This is a genomic window from Streptomyces pseudovenezuelae (genome assembly GCF_001513955.1).
GTDB lineage: Bacteria > Actinomycetota > Actinomycetes > Streptomycetales > Streptomycetaceae > Streptomyces > Streptomyces pseudovenezuelae.
In genome coordinates this window covers 704,104-718,411 of sequence record NZ_KQ948147.1, presented here as the reverse complement: position 1 = coordinate 718,411, position 14,308 = coordinate 704,104, and the positions used below count along the sequence as shown (strand labels likewise).

Here is a 14,308-nt window from a genome sequence, read left to right as displayed (position 1 = left end):
TGCTCTCTGTTGTAGAGGACCGCGACATGTTTATGCAACTAGTTGCACAACCGGGCGGGGTGATCCGGAGCACGTCGGCCGCGTCAGGTGTACGTGCCCCTGCCGTTCGGCTCGCCGGACTTCTCGGTCCCGGGCGCGGCCAGGCTCCCCAGCAGCGCGAGTGCCTGCTCGGACGGGCTGCCGGGCTCGGCCTGATAAACGACCAGCTGCTGCCCCGGGGCGCTGTTGACGGTCAACGACTCGTAGTCCAGGGTCAGTTCACCGACCAGCGGATGCCGGAAGCGTTTGCTCTCGCGGGTCTTGCGGCGGATGTCGTGGCGGGCCCAGAGCCGGCCGAACTCCTCGCTGCGCAGCGAGAGTTCACCGACCGCGGCGACCAGCCCCGGATCCTCCTGACCGGTCCCGGCGGCGGCCCGCAGCGCGGCCACGGTGTTCACCGCCACGGACTCCCGGTCCGGATAGAACTCGCGGGCGTCCGGGTCGAGGAAGACCAGCCGCAGCAGATCCCCGCTGTGGGTGTGCCCGGCGAACAGCGCGCCGCCGAGGACGTTGTGGGCCAGCACGGTCAGGCAGCGGTCCAGGACCACCGCCGGAGTGCGGTGCCAGCCCTCCATCATCCGCAGCAGCGCCGGGCTCACCGCCTCCGACCGCCGGCCGCCCCCGGACCGGTCGGCCACGGGACGGGCCAGGCCGTGCAGATGGTCGACGGCGTCCTCCTCCAGACCCAGCACCCGTGCCAGCGCGTCGACCACCTGCGCCGAGGGGTTCCGCTCGCGTCCCTGCTCCAGGCGCACGTAGTAGTCGGTGCTGACCCCGGCCAGCACCGCGACCTCCTCGCGGCGCAGGCCCGCCACCCGGCGCCGGCTCCCGGCCGGCAGTCCCGCGTCCTCGGGCCGGACGAGGGAACGGCGGGCACGCAGGAACAGGCCGAGCCGGTTGTCACTGTCCATGCCCTCGACCCTAGGGCGGGTGGCGGCCCCACGGGAGCCCGCAAGGTGGCCGCGGTACTCCTACGATCCGCTCTCCTCGGGGGGACACGGCCTGGTCACCGGCCGGCGCCGAGCCCACCGTGGAGGGCATGACACACACCTGGAACCACACCCACCGCGTCGCGGTCGTCACCGGTGCCACCAGCGGGATCGGCGCGGCCACGGCCCGGCGCCTCGCCGACGGCGGAGCGAGTGTGGCCCTGCTGGGCCGCCGCGAGGACCGCCTCAAGACGCTGGCGGACGAACTGCGCCCCTCCGCCACCGGAACCGTCCTGCCCGTCGCCGTGGACCTGACCGACGCCGAGGCGGTGGCGCGGGCGGCCACCGCCGTCACCGGGACGCTCGGCACCGTCGACCTGGTCGTGGCCAACGCCGGCGTGATGCTGGGCGCCCCCTTCGAGCGCGCCGCGACCGACGAATGGGATCGCATGATCGACGTCAACCTGCGCGGTCTGCTGCACACGTCCCGCGCCTTCACCGACGACCTTCTCGAAGCGGCCTCCCGCGGCGGCCCGGCCGACCTGGTCCACGTCGGTTCCGTGGGCGGGCATCTCCTCTTCCCCGACTGGTCCGTCTACTGCGCCACCAAGGCGGCCGTCGCCCACCTCACGCGCAATCTGCGCGCCGAGCTCGGTCCGCGCGGCGTCCGCGTGAAGAACATCGAGCCCGGGGTCACCACGACCGAGCTGGGCGGGGACATGCGGGACGCCGGGGCCCGGGCGGCGCTGTCCCGTATGCGCACCGAGGTGAACCCCCTGACCGCCCAGGACATCGCGGAGGCCGTCGCCTTCGCGACGGCGGCGCCGCCGAACGTCAACGTGGCGGAGATGGTGGTGGTGCCGGTACGCCAGGGCTGATCACAGGGGGAACACCTCCCCGCGCCCCTTCAGGGGCGCGGGGGACCTGCGCGACCGGCCACGGCGGTGCCGCGGCCGGTGGGCTCAGCGGCTCTCCAGCCGCACGTGCAGTTCGCGCTCCTGATCCCCCGACGCGGACGCGAGGTCCTTCACCGTGAACATCGAGTCCAACGTCGTCCGAAGCCTCTCGATGGCCCAGTAGCCCCCCTGCGCATCGGCCTCGACCGAGGACGACAACGGCGCGGGCGGCGGACAGGAACGCGTCTCGGTCACCTCGAAGGTCCCCAGCCACACCATCGGCCGCGATTCATGGAGCTGCTGCGGCGCCTCGTCCGCACCCCGGTCCGACTCGAAGCACGCGGCCAGCGTGTCGAAGACGATCCGCGCGTCCTCCGCGCTGCATCCGCTGATCTCCAGGGAGACGGACTCCTCGTGCGCTTGCTCACGATCCATCGTGGTCGCTCCTCTCGTGGCGATGACCGGACCGCCGGGTTCCCCGCGAGCCGCGCCACACCCCCAGAAAAGCACCACCTTTCCCGGAGCACTACCGGCGACGAGGTCCGCGCTGCGGACGATCCCGCTGCGGATCGAACAGAGGTACGGCGATGCCGGCCAACACCAGTCCCAGCGCCACGAGAAGGCCCTCGGGCACCGCCATGCCCGCGGCCAGCAGGGCCAGGGCGACGGCCAGGGTCCCCCAGGCGCCGGTGCGCCGGTACTCGCGGGGCCGGGCGGGACGGCCCGATCCCAGCGCACGGGCGAACCGTGGGTCGTCACGCTCCAGCCGTGCCGCGAGATCGACCAGGTGTTCGTCGTCGGGCTGGCGCATGACTCCTCCTTCACACGGCCCCTACCGTTCGGCGTCCGCCCCCACCGCGACGGAGACCGGCGCCGGTGCGGTGTCCTCCCCCGGCGTCCGGGGCCGACGACGCGACCCCAGGACGCGGGCCAGCAGATGGGCCCGCCCCGCGGCCACGGGGCCGAGTACGGCCAGGACAAGGACATACCCGGCGATGAACGGCGCCAGACGTGCGTCCAGCCCCGCGCTGGCCGCCATCGCGCCGAGAATCAGGGCGAACTCGCCCCGGGCCACGAGGGTGGTGGCTATGTCGGCGGCGGGCTGGGCGCCGTAGCCGTAGAGCCGGGCGACGAGCAGTCCGGCGACGATGTTCATCACCACGGTCACGGCCGCAGCCGCGGCGACGGGTCCGGCGACGGACGTGACGACGCCGGGATCGATGGAGAGCCCGAAGGCGAAGAAGAAGATCGCGGCGAAGGCGTCGCGCAGCGGGTGCACCAGTCGGCGGATGCGGGGGCCCGAGGGGGTGCCGGCCAGGATCAGCCCGACCATGAAGGCGCCGATGGCGTCGGCGACGCCGAGCACCTCGGAGACCCCGGCGACGAGCACCGCGGCGCCGAGGAAGCTGATGACCAGGAGTTCGTCGTCCCGGACCTGGACCAGCCGGCCGATCCAGCGCGTCCCGTACCGGGCGGCGGCGGCCAGCGCCAGCAGGAACCCGAAGGCCTTGCCCGCCTGCAGGAGCACCTCCACCGGTCCGTGCGCACCGCTGATGACCGGCTGCAGCGCGGCCAGGTAGAGCGCGAGGAAGATGTCCTCGACCACGATCACGCCGAGGATCAGCCGGGTCTCGGGGCGGCCGATCCGCCCCAGGTCGATGAGGATCTTGGTGACGATCGCGGACGAGGAGATGCCGAGGACCCCGGCGAGCACCAGCGCCTCCCGGGTCCCCCAGCCCAGCGCGAACCCGAAGCCGAGACCGGCGCCGACGTTCGCCAGGAGGTAGATGCCGCCCGCCGCGAGCAGGCGCCTGCCGCCGGTGCGCAGGTCGTCGACGTGGAACTCCAGGCCCAGGTAGAACAGCAGCAGCACCAGGCCGAGCGCGGAGAGCATCTCGAAGTCGTGCGGGTCCTCGACCAGGACCAGGCCGGGGGTGTGCGGCCCGAGCAGGATGCCGGCGAGCATGAACAGCGGGATCGTCGGCAGTCCGATCCGGCCGCCGAGACGGGCCAGGAACGCGGCGGCCAGGAAGGCGCCGCCCATGGCGAGCAGGGTGTCAGCGTGTCCCACGGGTCACCTCCCCCGGGGGTGCGGCGGGACGTCGTACAGGCTGTGTTTCACGGGGGTGGATGCGAGATCTCCCTTGGTGTCGTGGGGTGTTCGTCCCACCGTCGCATCCGGCCCCCGGGCCCGGCCATCGGTGCCGACCCTCATTTCGCGCAGGGCCGGCACCCGCCCGTCAGGGGCTCAACTCCTGGTGAAGCGGTACGTCTTGCTGTCCGTCAGGACGCAGAAGCCGGGCGAGACGACGATCACCCGCAGGGTCCCGGTACGGCGGTCGTAGTCGATCCCCTCGGCCTCGAACGAGCCCGAGCAGGAGCTCCTCAGGGGCAGTTGACGCAGTGCCGTGACATGCCCGGAGACGTTCCCGGAGCCGGTGGGGGCGGCGCTCAGGTCGATCTGGAGGAGCGGCTTGGTGTAACCGAAGAGCGTGCCCGCCGGGTCGTCCGAGGAGCACAGCAGCTGCGTAGCGCTCACGAAGTCGCAGCCCTGTACGTCCCGGACGGCGTGGTCGAGGGTGACGGTCGCCGCCTGGGGAAGGTTCGCCGAGGGCGAGGTGCTCGCGTTGACGCCGGGCGTCGGGAAGACCAGGAAGCGGGTCATGGTGCCCCACTCACCGGACAGCATCCACTGTCCGTCCGGCGAGACGGCGACCCAGGAGTTGTTGAGCGCCTCGCCCGGGCCGAGCGTGTGGACGTACTCGGACCAGGCCCCGTTCGGCGCCTGCACGCGGTACATCTTCGCGGTGCCGGAGTCGGCCTGGTAGGGCTCGATGTAGTGGCCGTCGTAGGAGGCGTCGGGGTCGCCGACGTGGTTCCAGCCGCGGGTGGAGACGCCGATCGGGATGGTGCCGATGCCGGTGTACCGGTTGGCGGAGCCGGCGGGGACCTCGACCGAGGTGAGGCCCTGGCTCTCGGTGAGCGGGTCGGCGCGGTCGGAACCGGCCTCGGTCCAGGTGTCGGCGGCGGAGGCCGGCGGTGCGGCGGCCAGGAGGGCCGTCGCGGTGAGGGTGACGAGGGCGGCGAGGAGCGCGTGACAACGCTGTCTGGCGCGCAGGGGCATGGAAGACTCCTGAGGCTCCTGGAGCGGGGGGTGAGGTGGGTCGGCGGACAGTCTGGCGCCCACAAGCCGGTCATGTACAGGCCAATCGAATGAACAAGCGGCCTTCGTCACCCCGGCGCACTTCACCGGACGCGCCCCCTCGTGTTGAGGGATGGTGGAAGAACACGACCGCGTGGTCACGGAGGCGGTTGAACGCGGTAGAACAAGGGGAGTCGGCACGGGGGTACGGCGTGCCGCGAGGACGGTCGAAGGCGGTTCGTGCAATGGGTGCAGCCGGAATACCCGCGTCCGAGGGCGCAGAGCCCCCACGCGGGGCGGTACGGCCGAGCGGGCTGCTCGACGAATTGGGCATGGCCTCGGTGGTACTGGACGCCGAGGGCCGCATCGTGCTGTGGAGCCCGCAGGCCGAGGAACTGTTCGGCTACGGCGCCCAGGAGGCGCTGGGGCAGTACGCCGCCCACCTGATGATCCACGAGCAGCACGCCGACCTGGTCGTCAAGCTGTTCGCGGACGTCATGGAGACCGGCCAGAGCTGGGCCGGCGCCTTCCCCGTCCGGCGCAAGGACGGCGGCACCAGGCTGGTGGAGTTCCGCAACATGCGGTTGCTGGACGACCACGGCGACGTGTACGCGCTCGGGTTGTGCGCCGACCAGTCGACCGTGCGCCGCCTGGAGCGGAACGTGGCGCTGTCGACCCGGATGGTCTCCCAGTCCCCGATCGGGCTGGCCGTGCTGGACGCCGAGCTGCGCTACGTCTCGGTGAACCCGGCTCTGGAGCAGATGAACGGCGTACCGGCCGCGGAACACGTCGGGCGGAAGATCGGCGAGGTGCTGCCGCAGCTCGACGTGGCCGCCTTCGAGGCCGCCGCCCGTGAGGTGCTGCGGACCGGCACACCACTGGTGGACCAGCACACGGTCGGCCGTACGCCCGCCGATCCCGACACGGACCACGCCTGGTCGGTCTCGCTGTACCGCCTGGAGGACGCGCTGGGGACGGTCCTCGGGGTGGCGGGTTCGGTGCTGGACGTCACCGAGCAGCATCTGGCGACGGTGGAGGCCGAGACGGCCCGGCGCCGCCTCGCGCTCGTCGCCGACGCCTCCGCCCGCATCGGCACCACCCTCGACCTGGACCGCACGGCCCGCGAGCTGGCCGCCGTGGCCGTGCCGGAGCTCGCGGACGTGGCGGCCGTGGACCTGCTGGAGGCGGTGGCGCAGGGCAGGCCGAGCACCCTGCGGCCCACGGAGCCCGCCGTGATGCGTCCCCTGGCCGTCGAGGCGGCCGGTGCCCCGGACGCCCTGCGCGCGGCCGATCCGCCCGGGCAGGTCGCCCGGTACGCCCCCGAGCGCCTGGTCACCGAGTGCGTGCGCACGGGGAGCCCGGTCCTGGTGGCTCAGGTCGGGCCCGAGGACCTGCTCCGCATCGCCCGCTCACCCGAGGCCGCCGCGCTGCTGGCCAGGGCCGGGGTGCACTCCTATCTGGCCGTGCCGCTGATCGCGCGCGGCGAGGTGCTGGGCGCCCTCGACCTCAAGCGCGTCCACCATCCGGAGCCCTTCGGCGAGGACGACCTGTTGCTGGCGCGGGAGCTGGCGGCCCGCGCGGCGGTCCAGATCGACAACGCCCGCTGGTACCAGGACGCCCGCAACACCGCTCTCACCCTCCAGCGCAGCCTGCTGCCCAGCCACCCGTCCGTGACCGGTGGCCTGGAGGTCGCCTCCCGCTACCAGCCCGCGGGCGCCACCGCCGAGGTCGGCGGCGACTGGTTCGACGTGATCCCGCTCGACGAGGGCAAGACCGCGCTGGTCGTGGGCGACGTGATGGGCAGCGGCATCAACGCCGCCGCGACGATGGGCCGGCTGCGCACCGCGACGAACACGCTGGCCTCGCTCGACCTCGACCCGGCCAAGCTCCTCGAACACCTCGACCGGATCACCGAGGAACTGGACCACTCCATCGCCACCTGCGTGTACGCCGTGCACGATCCACGGCTCGGGCAGTGCCGGATCGCCAACGCCGGGCATCTGCCCCCGGTGCGGCTGCGCCCCGGCCGGCCCCCCGAACTGCTCGAACTGCCCACGGGGGCGCCGCTCGGCGTGGGCGGTGTCGCCTTCTCCACGACCACCGTCGACCTCGCCCCCGGTGACCGGCTCGTCCTGTACACGGACGGTCTCGTCGAGACCCGCCAGCATCCGCTCGACGAACGCCTGGACGCGCTCCTCGACCTGCTCGACACCCCCGACGGACCCCTGGAGGAGGTCTGCGACCTGCTGCTGCGCACACTGCACCAGCCGGACAACTCCGACGACGTGGCGCTGCTCATCGCGCGCGTGCAGAAACCGGTGCCCTGAGGGACGCCTGAGCCCCGGCCTCGCAGAAGACCGGGGTCCGACCCGCGGGCCGATGCCGTGCACGCCGGGGAGAGCGCCGGCCGTCGTGCGGCCCCGGCCCTCGCGCTGCCGTCGCCGGCCCGGTGGGCTCAGGAACGCCGACCCGGTCTTCACCGTCGACCCCCTGCTCGGCACCATCGCCGACGCCCCGGCCCTGGCGACCCTCGTCGGTGGGCTGGCCCGTCTGGTCTGGCTGTCCGACCAGGACCTGCGCCGCATCCCGGTCCACGGGCCCACACCGGTCTATCCGCACTCCCTGATCTGGCGCTCCGACAACTCCCACCCGTCCCTCGCCGCCCTCCGGGCGCACCTGCACGCCACCCGGCCCGAACAGCCGGGGGCGGGGACCTGGGCACCGGGCTGGGCCCAGTAGTGCTTCGTCAGGTCCTGGTGCCGGTCACGACGTGGGCGTACAGCTCCTCCGAGACCGCCAGGCGGGGTGTCAGGCCGCTGTGGGCGAAGGCGTCGACGGCTGCGGGGGCCTGGCGTTCGCTGGTCTCGACGAGGAGGTGGCCGCCCGGGGCGAGCCACTGCGGGGCCTCGGCCGCTACCCGGCGCAGGATGTCCAGGCCGTCCGAGCCGCCGTCGAGGGCGACCAGGGGCTCGTGGTCGCGGGCCTCGGAAGGCAGCAGGGCGACCTCTTCGGTGGGCACGTAGGGCACGTTGGCCGCGAGGAGGTCGATCCGCCCTCGCAGACCGGCGGGGAGGGCCTCGAAGAGGTCCCCGGTATGGACCTCGCCGCCCGCGTCGGCGGTGTTGCGGCGGGCGCAGTCCACCGCCGCCGGGTCGATGTCGGCGGAGTGCAGCTCGACCGGGCCCAGCGCGGCGGCCAGCGCGGCGCCGACCGCACCCGAGCCGCAGCACAGGTCCACGACGACGCGGGCGCCCGGCGCCAGAGCGAGGGCCTGGTCGACGAGGAACTCGGTGCGCCGGCGCGGCACGAAGACGCCGGGAGCCACGGTGACCCGCAGTCCCCGGAACTCGGCCCAGCCGACGACGAGTTCGAGGGGGTGACCGACGACCCGGCGGTCGACCATGTCGGCCAGTTCGTCCGGGGTACGGGCGGCGGCGAGGATCAGCCGGGCCTCGTCCTCGGCGAAGACACAGCCCGCGGTGCGCAGGGCGGCGACGACGGAGTCGGCGGAGGTGCGGCGGGGAGAGAGTGAAGGCATGGAAGCCGAGAGCCTTTCGAGAGCCGAAGGGCGCTCCCGCGGTCACCTGGGCCTACGGGCCGTGATCCGCGCCGATTCGAGGAGAGAGCACCCGATCTGACACAGCGTTGATGGGTCTCACCTCCTCGGTGCGTCACGGCTGGGACTGCCCTCAGCCGGAGGGCCACCCTACCTCAGGGCGGCGTGAGTTGTACTCTGCAACCAGTACGGTGAGGGAGGTCCGATGGAAGCGGCAACGGCCGTGGAGACGATCCAGCGCGAGATGACGGTCTTCGCGCGGCGGGCCCGGGCCTCGGCGGGCCGCCTGCACCCCGAGCTGTCACTGGTGTCGTACACCCTGCTCGGGCATCTGGAGGAGCACGACGGCTGCCGCGCCACCGACCTGGCCGCCCACTACGCGCTGGACAAGTCCACCGTGAGCCGCCAGGTCGCCGCTCTGGAGCGGGCCGGACTCGTCGAGCGGCGCCAGGACCCAGAGGACCACCGTGTTCAACTGCTGCACCTGAGCGCGGCCGGCCGACGCATCCTGGGCCAGGTCACGGTGAGCCGCCGTGCGGCCGTCGGCGAGCGGCTCGCGGAGTGGTCGCGGGAGGACCTGGAGCGGTTCGCGGGGTACCTCGTGCGCTACAACGCCTGGCCCGGTCCGTCCGAGGGTTCCTAGCGCGCCCGCTCGGGCAGTCCGTCCGAGGGTGCCCGGGACTCCCCTTCCGCCGACCGCTCGGGGACCCGGGCCGCCAGGAAGGCGGTGGTGCGCCGGAGCCGGAAGCCGAGGGACTCGTAGAGCCGGATGGCCTGGGCGTTCCGGGCGCCGGTGTGCAGGAACGGCGTCTCACCGCGCTGCCGTATGCCGTGGGCGACGGCCAGGATCAGCCGGGTCGCGAGACCCTGACCGCGGACGGCGGGGTCGGTGCAGACCGCGCTGATCTCGGTCCAGCCCGGTGGGTGCAGCCGCTCCCCCGCCATCGCGACGAGGGCTCCTTCCCGTCGTATGCCCAGGTAGGTGCCCATCTCGATGGTGCGGGGCAGGAAGGGTCCCGGACGGGTGCGGGCGATCAGGTCGAGCATCTCGGGCACGTCGGCGGGGCCGAGGCGGACCACCTCCGGGTCGGGCGCGGCGGCGAGACCGTCGTCCACGAACTGCACGCCCTCGACGTGGAAGGTGATCTCCCAGCCGGCGGGCACCGGGCCGGCGTAGGCCGACAGCGGCACCTCCGCACCGGCGCCCGCGAGCGCCGCGAGGTCGGCCCAGTCGCCGGCGTCGGGCTCGTCGGGCAGGGCGAGCCACGGGGACACGTCGACGGGGTAGCGCAGGACCCGGCCATGCTTCTCGGCGAGGTGGGCGTGCGGGCCGGTCAGGGAGGCCAGGGCCGGGTTGTCGAGGACGTGCGGCGCGCCGGCGGTCACCGGGCGACCTCGATGACCGTCTTGCCGCGGGCGTGGCCTTCCTCGACCGTGCGCAGCGCGTCGCCCGCCCGGTCGAGGGGAAACGTCCCGGTGATGTGCGGGTCCAGGTCCCCGTCGATCACGAGCCGGGCGACCGCCTCCAGCACGGCCGCGGTGCGGGCCCGTGTCACGCGGGCGCCGCCCAGCCGCCGCACGTCCTCCTCGGCGGCCCCTGCGGTGATCAGCCTGGTCCGGTCGGTGAGCAACTCCGCGGACTCGGCGAGCAGTTCGCCGCCGACGAGGTCGTACACCCCGTCGACGCCGTCCGGGGCGGCCGCCCGGACCCGCTCGGCCCAGCCGGGGCCGGAGGCGACGTGGACGGCGCCGAGCGACTCGACGAAGTCCTTCTTGCCCTCGCTCGCGAGACCGACGGCCCTCAGGCCGAAGGCGCGGGCGATCTGTACGGCAGCCGCGCCGACGCCCCCGCCCGCGCCGGTCACCAGCAGCGTGGCGCCCGGCGGGAGCCCGAGCTGGCGAACGCCGTCGTACGCGGTCGCGGCGGCGACGGGCAGGGTGGCGGCCACTGTGTGGGGCAGCTCCGCGGGCTTGTGCGCGGCGACGGCGGCGGGCACCAGGGTGTACTCGGCGTACCCCCCGGCCGACGCGCTGCCGAACACCTCGTCGCCGACCGCGAAGCCCTCGACGCCGTCCCCGATCTCCTCGACGACACCGGAGACCTCGTTGCCGAACACGGCGGGGAAGATCCGCTCGTCGCGCTCACCGGGGCGGCGGAAGCCGTTGCGCTGCTTCCAGTCCACTGGGTTCACTCCCGCCGCGTGGACGGCCACCAGAAGCAGGCCGGGTCCGGGGCTCGGCCGGTCCACGTCCACGAACGCCTCGGTCTCCGGACCGCCGTACCGCGTGAAGACGTACGCCTTGGGCATCTGCTTCCTCGCTCTCCTCGCACTGTCACCGGGACACCGGCCCGGCACTCCAGCGCCAAGGAGCGGCACGCGTCAGCTATTCCCGGGCTCGGACAGAGTTCGTACAGCCGCAACAATCGGGGCACTGACCTGGGGCGGAGCACGCCCGACGACAGCGTACGGTTGAAGCATGAAGGTCACCCGAGGCTTCACCGGACGCCCCCGCGTCGACAACGCCGGGCTGCCTCCCGGACAGTACGACGCGGGCGACGACTGGCCCGTCCTGTCCGCGGAGGTCACGCCGGACCTGTCGCCGGCGGACTGGACGTTCCGGGTGGACGGACTGGTCGAACGACCCCACACCTGGGACTGGGACGAGGCGCACGCGCTGCCCGCCTCGGCCTACGAGGGTGACATCCACTGCGTGACGAGCTGGTCGAAGTTCGGGGTCCGGTTCGCGGGTGTGTCGCTGGACGCCTTTCTGGCTGTGGCGCGGCCCCATGGGTCCGCGACCCATGCGGTGGCCCACTCGCACACCGGCTACACCACGAACCTGCCGCTCGCGGACCTGACCGGCGGTCGGGCCTGGATCGCGTGGGAGTACGACGGGAAGCCGCTGCCCGCCGAACACGGCGGTCCGGCGCGGCTGCTGGTGCCGCACCTGTACTTCTGGAAGAGCGCCAAGTGGGTCGCGGGGCTGACGCTGCTCGACCACGACGAGCCGGGTTTCTGGGAGCGGAACGGCTATCACGCGCGGGGCAACCCGTGGGAGGAGCAGCGGTACTCCGGTGACTGAGATCTTCGCTCCCGTCACGCGGTTCGCGGTGCCGGGGCGCATCGCCGTGGGCGACGGCGTCGCCTCCGTGTGGCAGACCGCCACGCTCACCGAGGTCCGCCGCGAGACCCCGTACGCCTCCACGTTCCGCTTCGCGGTGCCCGCCTGGCAGGGGCATGTGCCCGGCCAGCATCTGATGCTGCGGCTGACCGCCGAGGACGGTTACACCGCCCAGCGCCACTACTCGATCGCGTCGCCGCCGGAGGACTCCGGGCATGTCGAGCTGACCCTGGATCATGTCGAGGGCGGTGAGGTCTCGGGCTGGTTCCACACGGTGGCCGAACCCGGTGACCAGGTCGAGGTGCGGGGGCCGCTGAGCGGCTTCTTCGCCTGGCCCGGCGACCGGCCCGCGCTGCTGATCGGGGCCGGTTCCGGGGTCGTACCGCTGATGTCGATGGTGCGCCACCACCGGGCGCGCGGGCTGTCCGTGCCGCTGCGGATGCTGGTGTCGGCGCGCGGCCCCGAGGAGCTGATCTACGCGCGGGAGCTCGGCGCGGAGACGACCCCCGTGTTCACGCGGAGCGCCCCGGACGGGGTGCCCGTGGGACGCATGTCGGCCGCACATGTGGCGCCACTCCTGGCCGAGCGGCCCGAGGGTGGGTGGGAGGCCTATGTGTGCGGTTCCAACGCGTTCGCCGAACATGCCTCGCGGCTGTTGGTGGAGGCCGGTCAGCCGAGGGACCGGATCCGGATCGAGCGCTTCGGCTGACGCACGTGAGCCGCGCGCCGGCTGCGCAGGTGCGCACCCCGCAAGTGAACGACGCGGATGGAGGGGTACTACATCTGTGTGACCACTCGCAGGGGTGCGTGGTGCGGAGGTCGACATGGGAACCCGGGTGCGCGGCTGGCGCTGGCGGCGCAATCCGCTCAGGCGCCGGTCGGACGTCGTCGAGGCGTGGACAGTGCTGGCCGTCGCTGTGCTGATGCTGCTGGGTGCCCCGCTGATCGGCGCGGTCGTGGGCCGGTGGGCGCATGACGACGCCCGGGCGGTGGCGGCCGAGCAGCGCTCCGAACGTCACCGGGTCCGCGCGGAGGTCGTCGGCAGCGTCCCGGACTCGCGGCCCTCGGTCCAGGGCGGCCGGGAGCGCTCCTACCGGGTGACCGTGCGCTGGACGGAAGCCGGGGCGACGAAGACCGCCACGGCCCGGGTCCCGGCCGGTACCGACCGGGGCGAGCGGGTCGACGTGTGGTTCGACTCCCGGGGCCGCAGCGTGGCCCCGCCGCCGGACGCGACCGCGATCTGGCAGCACACCCTGGTGATGGGCGCCTGCGGTGCGGGCGCCACGATCGCCGTGCTCGTCCTCGGCCACTCCCTCGTGCGCGGTGTGGCCGGCCGCCACCGGCTCGCCGAGTGGGAACGGGACTGGGCCCTCACCGAACCGCAGTGGACCCGCCGCCGGGCCTGACGACGTCGACCTCCGGGATACGCCGACGGCGGTGACCCGACCATTCACGCGGGCCGACCGATCGTCAGTGCTCACCCGCTCCGTCCACGACGAGCGGCTCCGCGCCCTTGACCAGCAGGTCCACCACCCTCCAGGAGGCGGCAGCCGCCGGGCGGTGCCGCAAAGGCCTGGCGAGTCGTCCGACCACGCACGTACGGTGTGATCATCCGGCACTGTCCCTTCGCGAAGGCGGTCCTGCATGGCCCTGTTCGACCTCCCCATCGACGAGCTGCGCGAGTACCGCAGCGAGTCCACCGAGCCCGAGGACTTCGACGCGTTCTGGTCGAAGACCCTTCAGGAGGCCCGCGAGCACGACCTGGACGCCCGCTTCGAGCTCGTCGAGACGGGTCTGTCCACGGTGAAGGTGTACGACGTGACCTTCGCCGGATTCGGCGGCCACCCGGTCAAGGGCTGGTTCACCCTCCCCGCCGAGGTCTCCGCCCCCATACCGGTGGTCGTGGAGTTCATCGGGTACGGCGGCGGCCGCGGCCTGCCGCACGAGCATCTGCTGTGGGCGTCGACGGGCCGGGCGCACTTCGTGATGGACACCCGCGGCCAGGGCAGCGCCTGGGGCGGCGGCGGTGGCACCGCCGACCCGGTGGCCGGCGCGCCCGCGTACCCCGGCTTCATGACCCGGGGCATCGACGCCCCCGAGAACTACTACTACCGCCGGGTGTTCACCGACGGCGTGCGGGCGGTGGAGGCGGCCCGTTCACACCCGCTGACCGACCCGGCGCGCACGGTCGTGCTCGGCGGCAGCCAGGGCGGCGGCATCTCGATCGCGGTCGGCGGCCTGGTGCCGGACCTGGCGGCGGTCGCCCCGGACGTGCCGTTCCTGTGCGACTTCCCACGCGCGGCGACCGTGACGGACCGTCACCCGTACCGGGAGATCGGCCTGTACCTCAAGACGCACCGCGGCCGCTTCGAGGACGTCCTCGGCACGCTCGCCTACTTCGACGGCGTGCACTTCGCGAGCCGCGCCCGCACCCCGGCGCTCTTCTCGGCGGCGCTGGAGGACCAGACCTGCCCGCCCTCCACCGTCTTCGCGGCCTTCAACGCCTGGGGCCACGCCGACAAGGCGATCGAGGTCTACGACTTCAACGACCACGAGGGCGGCGGCCCCTACCAGGAGGCGGCGAAGCTGAGCTGGCTGCGCTCGTACGCCTGAGTCCCGCAGG

General features: G+C 73.2%; 16 protein-coding genes and 1 pseudogene. 8 read left to right on the top strand and 9 right to left on the bottom strand.

Features of this window, described 5'->3' with window-relative positions:
- Nucleotides 1–83: 83 nt before the first annotated feature.
- Nucleotides 84–950 carry a helix-turn-helix transcriptional regulator gene (locus AQI94_RS19515; protein ID WP_031049342.1) on the bottom strand — a complete coding sequence of 289 codons (867 nt, stop codon included), beginning with the start codon at nucleotides 948–950 and terminating at the stop codon, nucleotides 84–86.
- Nucleotides 951–1,078: 128 nt separating this feature from the next.
- Here AQI94_RS19515 and AQI94_RS19510 point away from each other — a divergent pair, with 128 nt between their 5' ends.
- Nucleotides 1,079–1,846: an SDR family oxidoreductase gene (locus AQI94_RS19510; protein WP_031049344.1), complete on the top strand. Its 768-nt coding sequence runs from the start codon at nucleotides 1,079–1,081 to the stop codon at nucleotides 1,844–1,846.
- 84 nt (nucleotides 1,847–1,930) lie between these two features.
- Here the strand turns inward: AQI94_RS19510 and AQI94_RS19505 are convergent, their stop codons facing one another.
- The 4 genes from AQI94_RS19505 to AQI94_RS19490 form a co-directional block, all read right to left on the bottom strand.
- Nucleotides 1,931–2,299 (bottom strand): hypothetical protein, encoded by a 369-nt coding sequence (locus AQI94_RS19505; protein WP_031049346.1) that lies wholly within the window; start codon nucleotides 2,297–2,299, stop codon nucleotides 1,931–1,933.
- 91 nt (nucleotides 2,300–2,390) lie between these two features.
- Nucleotides 2,391–2,675 carry a DUF3040 domain-containing protein gene (locus AQI94_RS19500; RefSeq protein ID WP_031049348.1) on the bottom strand — a complete coding sequence of 95 codons (285 nt, stop codon included), beginning with the start codon at nucleotides 2,673–2,675 and terminating at the stop codon, nucleotides 2,391–2,393.
- A 21-nt stretch (nucleotides 2,676–2,696) separates the two neighbouring features.
- Nucleotides 2,697–3,935 (bottom strand): cation:proton antiporter, encoded by a 1,239-nt coding sequence (locus AQI94_RS19495; RefSeq protein ID WP_031049349.1) that lies wholly within the window; start codon nucleotides 3,933–3,935, stop codon nucleotides 2,697–2,699.
- 177 nt (nucleotides 3,936–4,112) lie between these two features.
- Nucleotides 4,113–4,988: a hypothetical protein gene (locus AQI94_RS19490; RefSeq protein WP_031049350.1), complete on the bottom strand. Its 876-nt coding sequence runs from the start codon at nucleotides 4,986–4,988 to the stop codon at nucleotides 4,113–4,115.
- A gap of 263 nt (nucleotides 4,989–5,251) precedes the next feature.
- Here AQI94_RS19490 and AQI94_RS19485 point away from each other — a divergent pair, with 263 nt between their 5' ends.
- Complete coding sequence (locus AQI94_RS19485) at nucleotides 5,252–7,333, top strand: SpoIIE family protein phosphatase (protein WP_062229843.1); 2,082 nt, start codon at nucleotides 5,252–5,254, stop codon at nucleotides 7,331–7,333.
- A gap of 142 nt (nucleotides 7,334–7,475) precedes the next feature.
- Nucleotides 7,476–7,745 (top strand): annotated as a pseudogene (locus AQI94_RS19480) (LysR family transcriptional regulator); the annotation flags it as partial.
- A gap of 7 nt (nucleotides 7,746–7,752) precedes the next feature.
- On the opposite strand, the gene AQI94_RS19475 reads toward AQI94_RS19480, so the two are convergent.
- A complete protein-coding gene (locus AQI94_RS19475) occupies nucleotides 7,753–8,544 on the bottom strand; it encodes a putative protein N(5)-glutamine methyltransferase (protein WP_062229842.1) in 792 nt (263 codons plus the stop codon).
- A 223-nt stretch (nucleotides 8,545–8,767) separates the two neighbouring features.
- On the opposite strand from AQI94_RS19475, the gene AQI94_RS19470 reads away from it, so the two are divergent.
- Nucleotides 8,768–9,205, top strand: coding sequence for a MarR family winged helix-turn-helix transcriptional regulator (locus AQI94_RS19470; protein ID WP_031053691.1), 438 nt, complete (start codon nucleotides 8,768–8,770; stop codon nucleotides 9,203–9,205).
- Here the strand turns inward: AQI94_RS19470 and AQI94_RS19465 are convergent.
- Both AQI94_RS19465 and AQI94_RS19460 read right to left on the bottom strand, forming a co-directional pair.
- Complete coding sequence (locus AQI94_RS19465) at nucleotides 9,202–9,948, bottom strand: GNAT family N-acetyltransferase (protein WP_051832618.1); 747 nt, start codon at nucleotides 9,946–9,948, stop codon at nucleotides 9,202–9,204. The two genes, AQI94_RS19470 and AQI94_RS19465, sit on opposite strands and share 4 nt — an antisense overlap.
- Nucleotides 9,945–10,871, bottom strand: a complete 927-nt coding sequence (locus AQI94_RS19460; RefSeq protein ID WP_062229841.1) for an NADP-dependent oxidoreductase — start codon at nucleotides 10,869–10,871, stop codon at nucleotides 9,945–9,947. Before AQI94_RS19460 ends, AQI94_RS19465 begins: the two co-directional genes overlap by 4 nt.
- A 169-nt stretch (nucleotides 10,872–11,040) precedes the next feature.
- Here AQI94_RS19460 and AQI94_RS19455 point away from each other — a divergent pair, with 169 nt between their 5' ends.
- The 3 genes from AQI94_RS19455 (at nucleotide 11,041) to AQI94_RS19445 (ending at nucleotide 13,091) form a co-directional block, all read left to right on the top strand.
- Nucleotides 11,041–11,646 carry a sulfite oxidase-like oxidoreductase gene (locus AQI94_RS19455; RefSeq protein WP_031048716.1) on the top strand — a complete coding sequence of 202 codons (606 nt, stop codon included), beginning with the start codon at nucleotides 11,041–11,043 and terminating at the stop codon, nucleotides 11,644–11,646.
- Nucleotides 11,639–12,394 carry a ferredoxin reductase gene (locus AQI94_RS19450; RefSeq protein WP_031048714.1) on the top strand — a complete coding sequence of 252 codons (756 nt, stop codon included), beginning with the start codon at nucleotides 11,639–11,641 and terminating at the stop codon, nucleotides 12,392–12,394. Before AQI94_RS19455 ends, AQI94_RS19450 begins: the two co-directional genes overlap by 8 nt.
- Before the next feature lie 115 nt (nucleotides 12,395–12,509).
- Nucleotides 12,510–13,091 carry an Rv1733c family protein gene (locus AQI94_RS19445; RefSeq protein ID WP_031048712.1) on the top strand — a complete coding sequence of 194 codons (582 nt, stop codon included), beginning with the start codon at nucleotides 12,510–12,512 and terminating at the stop codon, nucleotides 13,089–13,091.
- 64 nt (nucleotides 13,092–13,155) lie between these two features.
- Here the strand turns inward: AQI94_RS19445 and AQI94_RS46250 are convergent, their stop codons facing one another.
- Nucleotides 13,156–13,278 (bottom strand): hypothetical protein, encoded by a 123-nt coding sequence (locus AQI94_RS46250; RefSeq protein WP_263973307.1) that lies wholly within the window; start codon nucleotides 13,276–13,278, stop codon nucleotides 13,156–13,158.
- A 51-nt stretch (nucleotides 13,279–13,329) separates the two neighbouring features.
- Between AQI94_RS46250 and AQI94_RS19440 the strand changes: the two genes are divergently transcribed.
- A complete protein-coding gene (locus AQI94_RS19440) occupies nucleotides 13,330–14,298 on the top strand; it encodes an acetylxylan esterase (protein ID WP_031048710.1) in 969 nt (322 codons plus the stop codon).
- Nucleotides 14,299–14,308 lie beyond the last annotated feature (10 nt).

Coding starts and splice junctions, on each gene's coding strand:
- AQI94_RS19515 (WP_031049342.1), bottom strand. CDS start 950: ATGGACAGTGACAACCGGCTCGGCCTGTTCCTGCGTGCCCGCCGTTCC.
- AQI94_RS19510 (WP_031049344.1), top strand. CDS start 1,079: ATGACACACACCTGGAACCACACCCACCGCGTCGCGGTCGTCACCGGT.
- AQI94_RS19505 (WP_031049346.1), bottom strand. CDS start 2,299: ATGGATCGTGAGCAAGCGCACGAGGAGTCCGTCTCCCTGGAGATCAGC.
- AQI94_RS19500 (WP_031049348.1), bottom strand. CDS start 2,675: ATGCGCCAGCCCGACGACGAACACCTGGTCGATCTCGCGGCACGGCTG.
- AQI94_RS19490 (WP_031049350.1), bottom strand. CDS start 4,988: ATGCCCCTGCGCGCCAGACAGCGTTGTCACGCGCTCCTCGCCGCCCTC.
- AQI94_RS19485 (WP_062229843.1), top strand. CDS start 5,252: ATGGGTGCAGCCGGAATACCCGCGTCCGAGGGCGCAGAGCCCCCACGC.
- AQI94_RS19475 (WP_062229842.1), bottom strand. CDS start 8,544: ATGCCTTCACTCTCTCCCCGCCGCACCTCCGCCGACTCCGTCGTCGCC.
- AQI94_RS19470 (WP_031053691.1), top strand. CDS start 8,768: ATGGAAGCGGCAACGGCCGTGGAGACGATCCAGCGCGAGATGACGGTC.
- AQI94_RS19460 (WP_062229841.1), bottom strand. CDS start 10,871: ATGCCCAAGGCGTACGTCTTCACGCGGTACGGCGGTCCGGAGACCGAG.
- AQI94_RS19455 (WP_031048716.1), top strand. CDS start 11,041: ATGAAGGTCACCCGAGGCTTCACCGGACGCCCCCGCGTCGACAACGCC.
- AQI94_RS19445 (WP_031048712.1), top strand. CDS start 12,510: ATGGGAACCCGGGTGCGCGGCTGGCGCTGGCGGCGCAATCCGCTCAGG.
- AQI94_RS19440 (WP_031048710.1), top strand. CDS start 13,330: ATGGCCCTGTTCGACCTCCCCATCGACGAGCTGCGCGAGTACCGCAGC.